This window comes from Streptomyces sp. SM11 (assembly GCF_002910905.1).
Classification (GTDB): Bacteria; Actinomycetota; Actinomycetes; order Streptomycetales; family Streptomycetaceae; genus Streptomyces.
In genome coordinates, this window is sequence record NZ_NEUE01000163.1 from 1 (window position 1) to 15,458 (window position 15,458).

General features: G+C 69.1%; 16 protein-coding genes and 1 pseudogene. 6 read left to right on the plus strand and 11 right to left on the minus strand.

All coding sequences use genetic code 11. The features are described 5' to 3' along the window. The 4 genes and pseudogenes from B9S58_RS14520 to pknB form a co-directional block, all read left to right on the plus strand. Positions 1 to 656 (plus strand): annotated as a pseudogene (locus B9S58_RS14520) (protein phosphatase); the annotation flags it as partial. A gap of 21 nt (positions 657 to 677) precedes the next feature. After that, complete coding sequence (locus B9S58_RS14525; protein ID WP_103532524.1) at positions 678 to 2,078, plus strand: FtsW/RodA/SpoVE family cell cycle protein; 1,401 nt, start codon at positions 678 to 680, stop codon at positions 2,076 to 2,078. Next, positions 2,075 to 3,532 carry a penicillin-binding protein 2 gene (locus B9S58_RS14530; protein ID WP_103532525.1) on the plus strand — a complete coding sequence of 486 codons (1,458 nt, stop codon included), beginning with the start codon at positions 2,075 to 2,077 and terminating at the stop codon, positions 3,530 to 3,532. The genes B9S58_RS14525 and B9S58_RS14530 overlap by 4 nt, the downstream gene beginning before the upstream one ends. A gap of 171 nt (positions 3,533 to 3,703) precedes the next feature. Then, a complete protein-coding gene (pknB, locus tag B9S58_RS14535; RefSeq protein WP_103532526.1) occupies positions 3,704 to 5,689 on the plus strand; it encodes a Stk1 family PASTA domain-containing Ser/Thr kinase in 1,986 nt (661 codons plus the stop codon). 105 nt (positions 5,690 to 5,794) lie between these two features. Here pknB and B9S58_RS14540 read toward each other — a convergent pair whose 3' ends face one another. The 6 genes from B9S58_RS14540 to B9S58_RS14565 form a co-directional block, all read right to left on the minus strand. Further along, positions 5,795 to 6,529 carry a class E sortase gene (locus B9S58_RS14540; protein WP_103532527.1) on the minus strand — a complete coding sequence of 245 codons (735 nt, stop codon included), beginning with the start codon at positions 6,527 to 6,529 and terminating at the stop codon, positions 5,795 to 5,797. Between the two features lie 25 nt (positions 6,530 to 6,554). Then, entirely contained in the window at positions 6,555 to 7,859 is a 1,305-nt protein-coding gene (locus B9S58_RS14545; protein ID WP_103532528.1) for a class E sortase, read from the minus strand. Next, the gene (locus B9S58_RS14550) at positions 7,856 to 8,494 is read right to left on the minus strand and encodes an aminodeoxychorismate/anthranilate synthase component II (protein WP_103532529.1); all 639 of its coding nucleotides are present in this window, start codon (positions 8,492 to 8,494) and stop codon (positions 7,856 to 7,858) included. The genes B9S58_RS14545 and B9S58_RS14550 overlap by 4 nt, the downstream gene beginning before the upstream one ends. After that, positions 8,491 to 8,679 carry a hypothetical protein gene (locus B9S58_RS14555; RefSeq protein WP_103532530.1) on the minus strand — a complete coding sequence of 63 codons (189 nt, stop codon included), beginning with the start codon at positions 8,677 to 8,679 and terminating at the stop codon, positions 8,491 to 8,493. Before B9S58_RS14555 ends, B9S58_RS14550 begins: the two co-directional genes overlap by 4 nt. A 78-nt stretch (positions 8,680 to 8,757) precedes the next feature. Continuing rightward, a complete protein-coding gene (locus B9S58_RS14560) occupies positions 8,758 to 9,459 on the minus strand; it encodes a class E sortase (protein ID WP_103532531.1) in 702 nt (233 codons plus the stop codon). Between the two features lie 30 nt (positions 9,460 to 9,489). Then, positions 9,490 to 10,257, minus strand: coding sequence for a DUF881 domain-containing protein (locus B9S58_RS14565; protein ID WP_181009310.1), 768 nt, complete (start codon positions 10,255 to 10,257; stop codon positions 9,490 to 9,492). Between the two features lie 141 nt (positions 10,258 to 10,398). Between B9S58_RS14565 and crgA the strand changes: the two genes are divergently transcribed. Next, a complete protein-coding gene (gene crgA / locus B9S58_RS14570) occupies positions 10,399 to 10,653 on the plus strand; it encodes a cell division protein CrgA (RefSeq protein WP_103532533.1) in 255 nt (84 codons plus the stop codon). Positions 10,654 to 10,923: 270 nt separating this feature from the next. On the opposite strand, the gene B9S58_RS14575 is transcribed toward crgA, so the two are convergent. Together B9S58_RS14575 and B9S58_RS14580 are read right to left on the minus strand one after the other, a co-directional pair. After that, positions 10,924 to 11,826, minus strand: coding sequence for a rhomboid family intramembrane serine protease (locus B9S58_RS14575; RefSeq protein WP_103532534.1), 903 nt, complete (start codon positions 11,824 to 11,826; stop codon positions 10,924 to 10,926). A 151-nt stretch (positions 11,827 to 11,977) separates the two neighbouring features. After that, positions 11,978 to 12,505 (minus strand): peptidylprolyl isomerase, encoded by a 528-nt coding sequence (locus tag B9S58_RS14580; protein WP_103532535.1) that lies wholly within the window; start codon positions 12,503 to 12,505, stop codon positions 11,978 to 11,980. A gap of 281 nt (positions 12,506 to 12,786) precedes the next feature. Between B9S58_RS14580 and B9S58_RS14585 the strand changes: the two genes are divergently transcribed. After that, positions 12,787 to 13,506: a DUF5324 family protein gene (locus tag B9S58_RS14585; RefSeq protein ID WP_103532546.1), complete on the plus strand. Its 720-nt coding sequence runs from the start codon at positions 12,787 to 12,789 to the stop codon at positions 13,504 to 13,506. A 138-nt stretch (positions 13,507 to 13,644) separates the two neighbouring features. Here B9S58_RS14585 and B9S58_RS14590 read toward each other — a convergent pair whose 3' ends face one another. The 3 genes from B9S58_RS14590 to B9S58_RS14600 form a co-directional block, all read right to left on the minus strand. Then, positions 13,645 to 14,229: a TerD family protein gene (locus B9S58_RS14590; protein ID WP_030077175.1), complete on the minus strand. Its 585-nt coding sequence runs from the start codon at positions 14,227 to 14,229 to the stop codon at positions 13,645 to 13,647. A gap of 176 nt (positions 14,230 to 14,405) precedes the next feature. After that, positions 14,406 to 14,657 carry a hypothetical protein gene (locus tag B9S58_RS37960; protein ID WP_219818884.1) on the minus strand — a complete coding sequence of 84 codons (252 nt, stop codon included), beginning with the start codon at positions 14,655 to 14,657 and terminating at the stop codon, positions 14,406 to 14,408. 81 nt (positions 14,658 to 14,738) lie between these two features. After that, the gene (locus B9S58_RS14600; RefSeq protein ID WP_103532536.1) at positions 14,739 to 15,245 is read right to left on the minus strand and encodes an FBP domain-containing protein; all 507 of its coding nucleotides are present in this window, start codon (positions 15,243 to 15,245) and stop codon (positions 14,739 to 14,741) included. Positions 15,246 to 15,458 lie beyond the last annotated feature (213 nt).

The following is a 15,458-nucleotide window of genomic DNA, read 5'->3' on the forward strand; positions in this document are numbered from 1 at the left end:
CGCCTCCGGCTTCCTGGAGCACGGCTACCGCCGCTTCGTCGAGCGCCGGCAGCGGCGAGGTCGGCTACGACGGCATGCCGGACGACTCCTACGACACCTACGCGGACGACGACTTCGACAAACCGGGTGGCGGCCGTAAATGGCTGAAGCGTTCCGTCTACATCGTGCTCGCGCTGGCCGTGATCGGCGGCGGTCTGTACGGCGGCCACCGCTGGACGCAGACGCAGTTCTACGTCGGCGTGAAGGACGAGAACGTCGCGCTGTACCAGGGCATCAGCCAGGACCTCGCGTGGGTCTCGCTCTCGAAGGTCGAGAAGAACCACCCCGAGATCGAGCTCAAGTACCTGCCGCCGTACCAGCGCAAGCAGGTCGAGTCGACCATCGCCGAGGGCAACATCACCGACGCCCGCGAGAAGATCGCCGAGCTCGCCGCCCAGGCCTCCGCCTGCAAGAAGGACGCGGAGCGCCGCGCGGCCGACGCCGAGAACCGGGCCCGTACGGGCGAGGGCGAGGCCGGCGGCACCGCCGGGGCCCCCGCCACCAGGACTTCCGCCACGTCCTCTGCCAAGGGGACCAAGTCGACCACCGCTCCCACTCCCGGCCCCAGCCTCTCGGAGGAAGAGAAGAAGCTGGTCCCGCAGTGCGGTAAGCAGTAAGCCGTAGGGGGCCTCAGCACCATGAGCGTTGTCACCAACACGACCACCATCGGCGCGATCGACGCACCGAGCCGCCGCAACACCGAGCTGGCGCTCGTCGTCTTCGCCGTCGCCATCTCGGTGTTCGCCTACGCCAACGTGGGCCTCGCCCTCAACGGCGAACTGCCCTCGGGAATGCTCGGCTACGGGGCGGGCCTCGCGCTGCTCGGTGGGGTCGCCCACCTCGCGGTCCGGAGGTTCGCGCCGTACGCGGACCCGCTGCTGCTGCCCCTGGCGACCCTGCTCAACGGGCTCGGCCTGGCACTCATCTGGCGGCTGGACCAGTCCGAACGCTTCCAGGCCCTCGACACCTTCGCCCCCGCCGCCTCGAAGCAGCTGCTGTTCTCCGCCATCGGCGTGGGAATGCTGGTCGCGGTCCTGGCCATCCTGAAGGATCACCGCATCCTGCAGCGCTACACGTACATCTCCATGGTCGTGGCGCTGTTCCTGCTGATCCTGCCGATGTTCTTCCCCGCCGTGAACGGCGCCAAGATCTGGATCAAGATCCCCGGAGTCGGAACACTCCAGCCCGGTGAGTTCGCCAAAATCATCATCACCGTGTTCTTCGCGGGCTATCTGATGGTCAAGCGGGACGCACTGGCCCTGGCCAGCCGCCGGTTCATGGGCCTGTACCTCCCCCGAGGCCGTGACCTGGGACCGATCCTGATGGTCTGGGCTTTCTCGATCCTGATCCTGGTCTTCGAGACCGACCTCGGTTCCTCGCTGCTCTTCTTCGGCATGTTCGTCGTGATGCTGTACGTCGCCACCGAGCGCACCAGCTGGATCGTCTTCGGCCTGCTGATGTCCGCGGCAGGCGCGGTCGGTGTCGCCTCGTTCGAACCGCACGTCCAGCAGCGCATCACCGCCTGGCTCGACCCGTTCGCGGGCTGGGGCAAGGTGAACGCCAGCGAGCAGATGGCGAAGTCCCTGATGGCCTTCGGCTCCGGAGGCACCCTCGGGACCGGGCTCGGGCAGGGCAACTCCGACCTGATCGGCTTCGCCGCCAACTCCGACTTCATCCTCGCCACGGTCGGCGAGGAGCTCGGGCTCGCCGGGATGATGGCCGTGCTCCTCGTCTACGGCCTGATCGTCGAGCGCGGAGTACGCACCGCCCTGGCGGCCCGCGACCCGTTCGGCAAGCTGCTCGCGATCGGCCTCTCCGGCTCGTTCGCCATCCAGGTGTTCGTCGTCGCCGGCGGTGTGATGGGCCTCATCCCGCTCACCGGTATGACGATGCCGTTCCTGGCGGCAGGTGGTTCCTCCGTGCTCGCCAACTGGGCCCTGATCGCCATTCTGATCAGAATCAGCGACACCGCCCGCCGCCCGGCACCTGCCCCCTCTCCATCGACGGACGCCGAGATGACCCAGGTGGTCCGGCCGTGAACAAGCCCCTGCGCCGGATCGCGGTCTTCTGCGGGATCCTCGTCCTCTCGCTCCTCATCCGGGACAACTGGCTCCAGTACGTCCGTGCCGACGAGCTGAACAGCCACAAGTACAACCGTCGGGTCGAGATCGAGCGGTACGCCCACGAGCGCGGCGACATCATCGTCGACGGCAAGGCGATCACCGGCTCCGCCGAGACCGAGGACAGCGACTTCAGGTACAAGCGGGTCTGGAAGAACGGGCCCCTGTGGGCCCCCGTGACCGGCTATTCCTCACAGGCTTTCGACTCCTCGCAGCTGGAGAACCTGGAAGACGGCATCCTGACCGGCAACAGCGACCAGCTGTTCTTCGACCGGACGCTGTCGATGTTCACCGGCGACAAGAAGCGGGGCGGCAACGTCGTCACCACCCTGAACGGCGACGCCCAGAAGGCCGCCTTCGAGGGGCTCGGCGAGAAGAAGGGCGCGGTGGTCGCCCTCGACCCGAAGAGCGGCGCCATCCTCGCCCTCGCCAGCACCCCGTCCTACGACCCCTCGGTCTTCGCCGGGAACTCGCTCAAGGACTCGGACAACCGGCAGAAGCTCTTGAAGGACAAGGACAAGCCGATGCTCAACCGGGCATTGCGCGAGACCTACCCCCCCGGCTCCACCTTCAAGGTCGTCACCGCCGCCGCCGCCCTGGAGAACGGGCTCTACGACGACATCGACGCCAAGACGGACTCGCCGCTGCCCTGGACGTTGCCGCAGACCAGCGTTCCGCTGCAGAACGAGGGCAACATTCCCTGCGAGAACGCCACGCTGCGCGAGGCCCTGCGGGTGTCGTGCAACACCGTCTTCGGCAAGGTGAGCGACGACCTCGGCAACAAGAAGATGATCGAGCAGACGGACAAGTTCGGCTTCAACAAGGAAGTCTTCACGCCCGTCCGCGCCGACGCGAGCATCTACCCCGAGGACAACAGGCCGCAGAACGCGATGGCCGGCATCGGCCAGGCGTCCAACCGGACCACCCCGCTCCAGATGGCCATGGTGGCCTCCGCGATCGCCAACGACGGCAAGCTGATGGAGCCCTACATGGTCGCCGAGCGCCAGGCGCCCAACCTGGACCCGGTCTACACCCACGAACCCAAGGAACTCAGCCGCGCGCTCTCCGGTGAGAACGCCCAGAAGGTCCAGCAGATGATGGAGACCGTCGTCAAGGACGGCACGGGAACCAACGCACGGATCCCCGGCGTCACAGTGGGCGGCAAGACCGGTACCGCACAGCACGGTCTGAACAACAGCGAGAAGCCGTACGCCTGGTTCATCTCGTACGCGAAGACCGACAACGGCTCCCCGGTCGCCGTCGCCGTCGTGGTCGAGGACGGCAACGCCAACCGGGACGACATCTCCGGTGGCGGCCTGGCCGCCCCCATCGCGCGCGACGTGATGAAAGCGGTCATCGACAGCAAGAAGTGAGACCTGTCACGGCGGTCGCCCGTCATACCGGACATCGGATACCGGTCGGATATCGGCTGACGGGTGCGGGCTGATCACGTCACCCGTGCCCGGTAGCGTATGCGCGAACAGCGCACCGCCGCGGACCACACACGGGTGCGGTCGGGACTGACGGAGAGGGCTGGAACAGTTATGGAAGAGCCGCGTCGCCTCGGCGGCCGGTACGAGCTGGGCTCGGTGCTCGGCCGTGGTGGCATGGCCGAGGTCTACCTCGCGCACGACACCCGGCTCGGCCGCACCGTAGCTGTGAAGACGCTCCGGGCCGATCTGGCTCGTGACCCGTCGTTCCAGGCCCGGTTCCGCCGTGAGGCCCAGTCGGCCGCCTCGCTCAACCACCCCGCGATCGTCGCCGTGTACGACACCGGCGAGGACTACGTCGACGGGGTCTCCATCCCGTACATCGTGATGGAGTACGTCGACGGGTCGACGCTGCGGGAACTGCTGCACTCCGGTCGCAGGCTGCTCCCCGAGCGCACGCTGGAGATGACGGTCGGCATCCTCCAGGCCCTGGAGTACTCGCACCGCGCCCAGATCGTCCACCGCGACATCAAACCGGCGAACGTCATGCTGACGCGCACCGGCCAGGTCAAGGTCATGGACTTCGGCATCGCCCGCGCCATGGGCGACTCCGGGATGACGATGACGCAGACCGCCGCGGTCATCGGCACCGCCCAGTACCTCTCCCCGGAGCAGGCCAAGGGCGAGCAGGTCGACGCGCGCTCCGACCTGTACTCCACCGGCTGCCTGCTGTACGAGCTGCTCGCCGTGCGGCCCCCGTTCGTCGGGGACTCACCCGTCGCGGTGGCCTACCAGCACGTCCGGGAGGAGCCGCAGCCGCCGAGCAACTTCGACCCCGAGATCACGCCCGAGATGGACGCGATCGTCCTCAAGGCGCTGACCAAGGACCCGGACTACCGCTACCAGTCCGCCGACGAGATGCGGGCCGACATCGAGGCCTGCCTCGACGGCCGGCCGGTCGCGGCCACGGCGGCGATGGGCGCCGCGGGGTACGGGGGCTACGACGGTTACAACAACGACCAGCCCACCACCGCCCTGCGCCCGGCCGACCAGAACAACGCCCAGACCTCGATGCTGCCGCCGGTCAACCCGGACGACGGCGGCTACGGCTACGACGACCGTCAGGGCCGCCGGCGGCAGCAGAAGAAGAAGAAGAAGAAGAGCAGCACCTCGACGATCCTGCTGGTCGTCGCGGGCATCCTGGTGCTCGTCGGCGCGATCATGATCAGTCGGGTGATCTTCACTCCGACCAACGACGACGGCCAGATCAAGGCCCCGAACCTGGTGGGCTCCACGCTGGAGAACGCGGAGAAACTCGCGGCCCGCACCGGCGTCACCGTGAAGGTCGGCGCCGAGGAGCCGTGCGAGGAGCAGGAGAAGGGCGAGATCTGCTCGCAGGATCCGACGAGCGACGCGATGATGGACAAGGACGGCACCGTCACGGTCGTCATCTCCACCGGAGCGCCGAAGACCGAGGTTCCCAACGTCCTGGAGAAGTCCGAGGACGGCGCCCGCCAGGTCCTGGAGGAGAAGGGCTTCACGGTCGACGTCACCACGGAGCAGTCCGAGGAGACCGAGGGAACCGTGATCAAGCAGGACCCCAAGGGCGGCGCGAAGGCCGAGGACGGGGCCGAGATCACCATCACCGTGGCCGTGGAGAAGCCTCTCGACCTGCCGGACATGCGGACCCGCACGTACGAGGCGGCGGAGCAGCAGCTGCGGGGCATCGGTTTCACCGATATCTCGCGAACCGACGTGGACTCGGAGAAGCCGGCCGGAGAGGTGGTCGAGCAGACCCCGCAGCCCGGCAAGCACGCCGAGGACACGCAGATCGTCCTGAAGGTCTCCAAGGGGCCGGCGCAGCCGGAACAGGTCCCGATCCCCGGTGACATCGGCAACAGGACGTACCAGGATGTGAAGGCCCAGCTCGAAGGGCTCGGCTTCGTGGTCGCACTCTCCCAGGGTTCGGTCGACAAGCCGAACGCCAAGGTGATCACCAGCAGCCCCGCACCGACCACTCAGGCGGAGAAGGGCAGCACCGTCATCCTCGTGACCATCGAGGGCGGTGGGGGCGGCCTCTTCGGAGGCCGGGGCGACTGAGCCCCCCGCGCACCCGCCCCGTACGGCGAAGGGCCCCGGTCACCACGAAGGTGACCGGGGCCCTTCCCGTGTGCGTGAGCGCGTCCGCGCGCTCGGCGCGGTGACTCAGCGCAGCTCGGCCGGGATCGTGCGGTCCTTGTCGACCTTCTCCGTTCGCTCCAGCTCGCCCCACACGATGTACCGGTACTTCGAGGTGTAGACCGGGGTGCAGGTCGTCAGCGTGATGTAGCGGCCGGGCTCCTCGACGCCCGACTCCTCCGGGACCGGCTGGATCACGTCGACGTTGAACTTCGAGGTCTCGGGGAGCGTCTTGTAGACCTTGTAGACGTACCAGGTGTCCTTGGTCTCGAAGACGACCGGATCGCCGTTCTTCAGCTTGTGGATGTTGTGGAACTTCGCGCCGTGCCCGTCGCGGTGCGCGGCCAGCGTGAAGTTGCCCTCGTCGTCCCAGGGGAGGGCCGACTCGACGGGGTCCGTGTAGTAGCCGGCGATGCCGTTGTTGAGGGTCTTGGGGTCGGTGCCCTTCTTGACCAGGACCTCGCCGTTCTCCATGGCGGGCACGTGCAGGAAGCCGATGCCGTCCTTGGTGTCCAGGGCTCCCGGACCCTCCGCCCACCTGCTGCGGACCGTGTCGCCCTGCTTGTCGGCCTCGCGGTCGGCGAGGACGTTGGTCCACCACAGGGAGTACGCGACGAACAGCGCGAGCACCAGGCCCGCGGTGATCAGCAGTTCGCCGAAGACGCTGATGGCCGTCGCGACGGGGTGGCGGCCGCGGCGGCGTGCCGGGGGCGGGGACGCGGACATGTCGGTCCGCTCGTCGTGCTCGGTCCTCGCTGCCACCGCACCGTCCCTGTCGTGAGGATGTTCAGCCGACGAGCGCGTCGGGCTTTCCCTCGCTGCGCGGCCGTTCGTCGACCATCTTGCCCCAGACGATCAGCCGGTAGGTACTCGTGAATTCCGGGGTGCAGGTCGTCAGCGTGAGGTACTTGCCCGGCCCCTCGAACCCGGAGCCGACCGGCACCGGTTCGATCACCGAGATGTTGGACGGCGAGGTCTGCGGAAGGATGCTGGCCATCTCGTACGTGTAGTACGCGTCCCGCGTCTCGACCACGATCGGGTCGCCGGGGCTGAGCTTGTTGATGTAGCGGAACGGTTCACCGTGGGTGTTGCGGTGACCGGCCACCGCGAAGTTGCCCTGCTTGTCGGAGGGCATCGCCGTCTTGAGGCTGCCCTCGCCGTAGTGGCCGATCATCCCCCGGTCGAGGACCTTCTCCTTGTCGATGCCCTCGGCGATCGGGGCGACGACGTCCAGCTTGGGGATGTGCATGATCGCGAAGCCCTGGCCGGGCGCGAACACCCCGGGTTTCCGGTCGCCGTTGGCCCATTCGTCCTGGATCCGGCTCGTCTCCTTGCCGGCGAGCTGCTCGGCCCGGATGTTGGTCCACCAGAGCTGGTAGGTGACGAACAACAGCATCAGCACGCCCAGCGAGATGAACACCTCGCCGACCACCCGGCTGGCGACGACCGCCGGGCTGTCCTTCGCCGCCCGCGCCGCACGCCGGGCCTCCACCCGGGACATCGGGGCGGCGGCCGGGGCGGGTCGGTCCGCGACCGGCCCCGGGCGCCGGCGGCCGCCCCGTTTGGCCGCCCGCCGTCTTTCGGCCCGCCCGCCGGAGGGAGGCTCTGGGGCGGGCTCAGGGGCCGGCCCGGGGGCGTATTCAGCGGCCGGCTCGGGGGCGGGCCCGGCCGGGATGCGGGCGATGACTTCGGTACGGGGTTCGGCGGGGAGGTCCGGGACCGGGGCCCGCTCCTCGGCCGGGGCTGCCGGAAAAGGGGAAGCTGCCGGAGCCATGCGCGCAGACGGCTCCTGAGGGCCGTACCAGTCGCGCTGGTACCCGGCGGGGTCGTACCACTCGCTCGGGGCTCCCTGGGGCTGCTGAGGCCCTTGGCGGGGTGCGTACCCGGGCCCGCGCCCGTCCTCGTACGCGGGTTCCGCCGCCGGGATGTTGTCCGCCCGGAACCACGGTGAGGCGTGGCCGCCGGGCAGTGGATCGTTGAGCGGATCCGCGAGGCCGTCCACCGCCGCCACGAACGCGCCGTCGGCCCCGTGGGCCCCCTGTGCTTCAGGGCCCTCCGGTCCGACGTCGGGTCCGGGGCGGCCTGCGGTCACGCGGCGGCCTTGCCCACCACCGGCGCGAGCCCCGCCGACCGCGCGACGGCCCCCTGGTCACCGCACTGCTCCAGCCAGTTGGCGAGCATCAGATGGCCGTGCTCGGTGAGCACCGACTCGGGGTGGAACTGCACGCCCTCCACCGCCCGGTCGCGGTGGCGCAGCCCCATGATGATGCCGTCCGCCGTGCGGGCGGTGACCTCCAGCTCCGGGGGCAGCGCGCCGGGTTCGGCGGCGAGCGAGTGGTAGCGCGTCGCGGTGAAGGGCGACGGCAGCCCGGCGAAGACGCCCTTGCCCTCGTGGGTCACGGGGGAGGTCTTGCCGTGCAGCAGCTCGGGGGCCCGGTCGACGACGCCGCCGTACGCGACCGCCATCGACTGCATCCCCAGGCAGACGCCGAAGACCGGAACGCCGGTGTCGGCGCAGTGGCGGACCATCTCGACGCAGACGCCGGCCTGCTCGGGCGTGCCGGGGCCCGGCGAGAGCAGGACGCCGTCGAACCCGTCCTGGGCGTGGGCGGTGGTCACCTCGTCGTTGCGGAGCACCTCGCACTCGGCGCCGAGCTGGTAGAGATACTGGACGAGGTTGAAGACGAAGCTGTCGTAGTTGTCCACGACGAGGACGCGTGCGCTCACTGGCCTGCTCCTGCTTCACCGGCGCTCGCGCCGTCGACGGTCACGTCACCGAACGGAAGCAGCGGTTCCGCCCACGGGAAGACGTACTGGAACAGCGCGTAGACGACCGCCAGCACCAGCACGAGCGAGATGGCACTCCGCACCCATGCGTTGCCCGGCAGATGCCGCCAGATCCAGCCGTACATGCTGACCCCTCCATTCGGTACCCGCACCAGACTAGAGTGCCGCGGCCGGGGAGTGGGTCAGCTGTGGAAAAGCTCCGGTCAGCGGGAGAGAGCCGGCGGTCTCCCGTCGCTCACCGGCCGCGTCGCGTCCAGCTGCGCCCAGGCGATCAGCCGGTGGCTGCTCCCCCATTCCGGCTCGCACGTGGTGAGCGTCAGATAGCGTCCGGCGCCCCCGAAGCCGGAGCCGCGGGGCACCGGATCGACGACGGCGGTGTCGGTGGGCACGGTCCGGTACGGCTTCCTCGCGATGCGGTACGTGAACCAGGTCGTCCCGTCGTTGACGACCACCGCGTCCCCGGGGCGCAGCTTCGGGAAGTCCTTGAAGGGGTCGCCGTACGTCCGCCGGTGCCCGGCCACCGCGAAGTTGCCCGTGTCACCGGGGCGGGCGGTTCCGCTGTAGTGCCCGAGCCCCTTCTGCAAGGTTCCGACCTCGGTGTTCTCCAGGACGGGCCACTCCCAGCCGGAGCCGAAGCGGGGGATGTGCAGCATCGCGAAGGGTTTTCCGTCGCGGTACGGGGCCGGGGCCGCCGGGACGGGGGGCTCGGCGGAGGCGGGCGGAGGCGGGGCCGGCGTCACGGGTTCACGGGCCCATTGGCTCTGGAGCGTGTCGATCTCGCCCTCGGCCGCGTCGGCCGCCCTCACTCCCGTCCAGAACAGGAAATAGACGACAAGGAGCACGATCAGCGCGCCCACGGTGACGCAGAGCTCGCTGAAGGTTCTGACGACGAGTCGCACCGACACCGGACGGCCTCCCCGGGGCTCAGCTCGGGCTCACTCCACAGGCTCTGCGTAGTGCAGATCCACTGTGCCCGAGTACCCGGGAAGAGTCACCGCATCGTTCTCGTCGACTTTCCAGCCCAGCCCGTACGCCTTCACGTACAGCAGGTAGTTCTGGATCGCGGTGGAGTCGTCGATCGCCCGCTTGAGCCTGCCCGGGTCGCCGACCGCGGTGACCTTGTACGGCGGGGAGTAGACGCGGCCCTGGAGGATCAGCGTGTTGCCCACGCAGCGGACGGCGCTGGTGGAGATCAGCCGCTGGTCCATCACCTGGATTCCGCGCGCCCCGCCCTCCCACAGCGCGTTCACCACGGCCTGCAGGTCCTGCTGGTGGATGACCAGGTCGTTGGGCTGGGGCTCGGGGTAGCCGGGGTTGGCGGTGGCGTCGGGGGGCGCGTCATCGAGGGTCACGCTGACGGAGTCGCCGGTGATCTTCGTGGTGCCGGCCGCCTTCTCCAGGGCCTTCAGCCGGGCGTCCTCGGCCTCGGTGGAGCCGTCGTCGCGCTGGGCGAGCGCGTCGATGTCCGCGCGGGCGCCGGCGACCGAATCGTTCAGCTCGCCGTTCTTCTCGCTGCGCTCCCTGATCAGGTCCGAGAGCTTGAGCAGGGAGGAGTCACTGCGCAGATTGGTGCCCTTGGCGGTGTTGGCGCTGGTGACGAAGATGAGTCCGGCCAGGGCGAATACCGCAGCGGTGAGCCCCCGGACCGCCCACACGGAAGTGCGCCGGACCGGGCCTTCTGGGGAGTCGGCGGGATTGCTCAACGTACCCTTATCTCATCAGGCGCCAGAGAAGCACTACGCTAACGGACGCTCGGGGGAGGCGGCATTCCCCCTGGCACCCCGCCCCGGCGCCAGCCACAGATCCCTGCGCGGTCACGCAGCGCATCGACAGGAGAGTCCCTCGTGCCGAAGTCACGTATCCGCAAGAAGGCCGACTTCACGCCGCCCGCGGCGAAGCAGGCAACGTCCATCAAGCTGACCAACCGCAGCTGGGTCGCTCCGGTGATGCTGGCCCTGTTCCTCATCGGACTGGCCTGGATCGTGGTGTTCTACGTGACCGAAGGTGATCTGCCGGTCGACGCCCTGGGCAACTGGAACATCGTGGTCGGCTTCGGCTTCATCGCCGGCGGCTTCGCCGTGTCGACGCAGTGGAAGTGACGGACCACCTCCGCGCAAGCCTTGCCCTGAGTTACCCACAGAGTTATCCACAGTCGGGGGAAAAGGTCAGACGATCTGTGGATAACCTCCACTCAAGTTGACGCCGGTGTGACTGCAGCCCCCCTCGCCGAGGGGGGCTGCACCCCGCTGTCCGGGCGGAAGGACCCAGCTCAGCGACGTGGGGAACGAATGTTCCTCTTGCCATGCACAAGATTCTGCGCACACTGTGGACAACTTCGGCCCACCTGGGGGTGGAGGGTCCCATTCCGCTCAGGTGAGGGACATCGTTCGGGCGACGATCATCCCGACGGCCGCCAGCAGGACGAACGCACAGGTGCAGGCCTGCACGGCGGTACGCCGCTCGCGCGGGGCGTGGACCATGGCGACGGCGATGGCGACGCCCGCGATCAGACCGCCGACGTGCGCCTCCCAGGCGATGCCGTCCCAGCGGAAGGTGAAGAACAGGTTGATCGCCAGCAGCACCAGCACCGGACGCATGTCGTAGTTCATCCGGCGCATCAGCACGGCGGTGGCACCGAACAGGCCGTAGACCGCGCCGGACGCGCCCAGCGAAGGCTGGTTCTGCGCGGCGAGCAGATAGGTGAGGGCGCTGCCCGCGAGGCCGGACAGCAGATAGAGCGCGAGGTAGCGGGACCGGCCGAGTGCGGCCTCCAGCTGTCCGCCGAGCCACCACAGTCCCAGCATGTTGAACCCGATGTGCACCACTTCCTGGTGCAGGAACATCGAGGTCACCAGGCGGTACCACTGGCCCTCGGCGACGCCTTCGACGGACCCCGGCGGCGGGCTCGGGTCCCAGGCCCGCCCGAGCAGCGTCAGATCGTTCACCAGCTCGGGACGGATGCCGACCAGGAGGAAGACGGCGAGATTGATGCCGAGCAGGATCTTGGTGACCAGGCGCGGATCGGCGGCCACCGTGCCGCCCGCCAGCGTGCGCGGCCGGCCGGCCGCCGGGTGGTGCCCGGTGCCCGAGCCCTGGCGTACGCAGTCGGGGCACTGGAAGCCGACCGAGGCGCTGACCATGCACTCCGGGCAGATCGGCCGCTCGCAGCGCGTACAGCTGATGCCGGTCTCGCGGTCGGGGTGGCGGTAGCAGGTCGGCGTCGGCACACCGCTTCCCGCGGCGTCACGGCCCCCCGGCGGCTGCTGGTCCATCGGTCCTGGCCTGCCTCTCGGTCCTCGTCGCTCGGGCGGCGCGAACAGGGCCGCCCCGCTGGTCCGCTCTGTATCAGTACGGACGGGCAGGGCGGTTGGTTCCCGCGAGGGGCCGGCGAGGGCCCCGGCGAAGCTCTCGGGGAGCGGGCCGTCAGCGGGTCTCGACGACCACGGACTCGATCACCACGTCCTGCAGCGGACGGTCGGTGCGCGGATTGGTCGGGGTGGCCGCGATGGCGTCGACGACCTTGCGGCCCGCCTCGCCGGCCACCTCGCCGAAGATGGTGTGCTTGCCGGTCAGCCAGGCGGTGGGGGACACGGTCAGGAAGAACTGCGAGCCGTTCGTCCCCGGGCCCGCGTTCGCCATAGCCAGCAGATACGGCTGGGTGAAGCCCAGCTCCGGGTGGAACTCGTCGGCGAACTTGTAGCCGGGGCCACCGGTGCCGTTGCCCAGCGGATCGCCGCCCTGGATCATGAAGCCGCTGATGACCCGGTGGAAGACGGTGCCGTCGTACAGCCGGTCCGTGGACTTCGCGCCGGTCTCCGGGTTGACCCACTCACGCTGCCCGGTGGCCAGCTCGACGAAGTTCCTGACCGTCTTGGGGGCGTGGTTCGGCAGGAGCCGGATCTCGATGTCGCCCTGGCTGGTCTTCAGGGTGGCGTAAAGCTGCTCGGCCACGATCTGCCTTCCTTCTTCCTTCGCCTGCCGTCAAATCCTTCGCTGACGTCCGTCGATCCTCCCACGGACCGGGAAACGTACGGCCGGATGCCGGGCCGGGCGGCGCGTTCACCACCGAGCCATGGCATTGTCGTCGGCACACTTCGCATGAACCGTTTCGACCGCAAATGACGATCATGACCCGGATGCCCGTCCCGCATGCCGGGCATGGCCGCAGCAGGCATGATCTCGAACTGGGCGGACAGGCGGAGTACCTACCCGCCACCAAGGAGGAGGATCCCGTGACCCGCATCGACAGCGTGCGCGCCGCAACCGACTCGGCGAAGGACAGCGCGCAGCACGCCGCGGAAGTGGTGGCGCCCTACGCCGACACGGCCAAGGAGCAGGCGGCCCACTACGCGCAGGAGGCGCGCGTACGTCTCGCGCCGAAGGTGACGAAGGCGGCCCAGCAGGCCCGTGTCCAGTACGCGTCCCATCTCGCACCGCGCCTCGAACAGGCCCGTACCCACGTGCCGCCCCGGGTCGACGAGGCCGCGCACCGCGCAGCGGTCTCCACCCGGAAGGCCGCACGGAGCGCCGCCGACTACACCGCGCCCCGCGTCGAGCACGCCCGGGCGGTGGCCCTGCCCGTCGCCGAGCAGGCGTCCGCCCGCAGCGCGGCCGCCCTGGCGGCGCTGCGCACCCAGGTAACGGCGAAGGAGATCCAGAAGCTGGCCAGGAAGCACCAGCGGCGGGCCAAGGCCGGCCGGGCCGCGAAGGGGTTCCTGGTGCTGGGTGTCCTGGCGGGCGGCGCGTATGCCGCCTGGCGCTGGTGGGACAAGCAGGCCAACCCGGACTGGCTGGTCGAGCCGCCCGTCGCCACCGAGGTGGGCGACGAGCGTTCGCCGCTCAGCTCGGTCGACGGCAGCGGCCGGGCCGACCTCGACCCGGAGGTCCGGGCCAAGCAGGCCGAGGCCGAACCGGGCGACGGGAACACCTCCGGTCTCGACGACCGGCCCTGACCGGGGTCGCCCCGGGGCGCCCCGGGCGCATCCCCTGACAGCACGAACGCGGCTGCGGTGACCACCCGGGTGGTCACCGCAGCCGCGTTCGATCGTTGCCCGTTCGTTCCGTGGCTCGTCCGTCCTGTCGCCCGGCGACTACCGGCTCACGGCGAAGCGCATCAGGGCCTGCTCGTCGCCCTGCTTGATCTTCCCGGTCTCGTTGATCACCTGGAGCTTCCAGCCCGCGCCCTCGCGGATCGCCTTGGCCACGGCGACGCCGTTGTCCTGGGTGAGCATGCTCGGCCAGATGTCGGCGACCTGCTGCGTGCTGCCGCCCGTCGCGTCGTACACCTTGAAGCTGATGTTGCGCGCGTTCTTGAACGCGCTGCGCTTCTTGTACGCGGCGGCGATGAAGACGATCGACGTGATGTTCGAAGGAATCTTGGCGAACTCGACGGTCACCGTCTCGTCGTCACCGTCCCCGTGACCGGTCTGGTTGTCGCCGCTGTGTACCAGTGAGCCGTTGCCCAGCGGGTCCAGGGAGTCCAGACCGGCCAGCCGCACCGGGTCCCCGCCCTGCAGCGCGATCGCGATCAGGTCGAGGTCCGTGCCGGCCTTCTGCTTGATCTTCCCCATCAGGCCGCCGCTGCTACCGACGGTCGGGTCCCAGGACGCCCCGATGGACAGGTGGGTCACCCCGCCCAGGTCCGCCGGGCCGTCTTCCTTCGTCAACGTGATCATGCCTGAGTCCTTTTGTGGCTCGACTGTTTACGTATGAAGTGTGCCTGGTGCCCCCGGCACTCGGCCCCCGGAGGCAACGAGATGGTTCGGATCGTACGAGATCGAGGTCCGGGACAGCGGCGTTCAGCGGTCCGCGGGCGGCCTCGGGGGGCGGTGAAGACCATCCGTACGGACGCTCAGCAGGCAGCCCGCCCCTGGCCGAACCGGGCGGTGTGCTGGTAGAGCGTGCGCATGCGGACGCCGCTCCGCAGCATGGCCTCGTCCGGGGAGGTCGGCCTCCTCCAGGACCTCGGCACACCGGCGGAATCGTCTGCACGCTCGCCGTCGTCGGCGTCGCGGGGGTTCCCGGCCGCCGACCGGAGCACGTGCCTGTCGTACATCGAGGAGTCCTGGACGGACATGCGGCCGCAGAGCCTCGTGGACACCATGGAGAGCGCCGGTCGCTGACCCCGAGAACATCAGAAATGCCCGCCACCCCTGGGTGGCAGGAACTTCGGGTGTCCGATCCCTCAGGCGATCCCGGCAACCTTGTCCGCGAATTTGGTGAGGTTGTCCATCGCCCGTGCGATGCGCTCGTCGAGGGTGAGCGATTCCTCGTACTGGCTGAACCGCAGCTTGGGCTGCCGCTTCCCCCGCAGGTACAGGGAGCAGGCAAGGTCCGCGCATACGTAGATACCCACGGTATTGCCCTGCCGGCCCATCGGACCGGCCAGCGGCGCGACGAAGAGATTCACGCCGGACGACGAATGCCCGGTGAGACATATCTGGCACATGCTGGACTTCACCGCGCTCTTCCGGGCGGCGCTGGAAACACGCAGCGTGATTCCGCGCGGCCCGTCGGGGCCCGGCATGACGACATGCGACCGCAGCGGCGCGCCGGGGTCGACCCAGCCGAGGAAGTCCAGGTCCTCCCAGGCCAGCTCGCCGAAGCCGAGGGGGAGGCGCAGCCTGGACGCCTCCCCCCTGGTGCAGTTCACAAAGGAACTCCGGATGGATTTTTCACTCAGCGGGTCCATGAGGGACAAAGGTATCGGAGGGGCCAGAACGGAACACTTGATTTACCGCGGGGGCTACCGGACACCGAACAAGCGATGCCCGATTTGACCCAATAGCTTCCTGTGTGCCGAGCGCTCATGTTGCTGACATGCAGGCAAGTGAGCCACCGTCTCGACTCCACCCTCCGCCGCGAGGTGCAGGATCGATGAAATCTCTCTTCGACTTCGGGGCAG

Coding starts and splice junctions, on each gene's coding strand:
- B9S58_RS14600 (WP_103532536.1), bottom strand. CDS start 15,245: ATGGACCCGCTGAGTGAAAAATCCATCCGGAGTTCCTTTGTGAACTGC.
- B9S58_RS14590 (WP_030077175.1), bottom strand. CDS start 14,229: ATGATCACGTTGACGAAGGAAGACGGCCCGGCGGACCTGGGCGGGGTG.
- B9S58_RS14555 (WP_103532530.1), bottom strand. CDS start 8,679: ATGTACGGCTGGATCTGGCGGCATCTGCCGGGCAACGCATGGGTGCGG.
- B9S58_RS14525 (WP_103532524.1), top strand. CDS start 678: ATGAGCGTTGTCACCAACACGACCACCATCGGCGCGATCGACGCACCG.
- B9S58_RS37960 (WP_219818884.1), bottom strand. CDS start 14,657: ATGGTGTCCACGAGGCTCTGCGGCCGCATGTCCGTCCAGGACTCCTCG.
- pknB (WP_103532526.1), top strand. CDS start 3,704: ATGGAAGAGCCGCGTCGCCTCGGCGGCCGGTACGAGCTGGGCTCGGTG.
- B9S58_RS14575 (WP_103532534.1), bottom strand. CDS start 11,826: ATGGACCAGCAGCCGCCGGGGGGCCGTGACGCCGCGGGAAGCGGTGTG.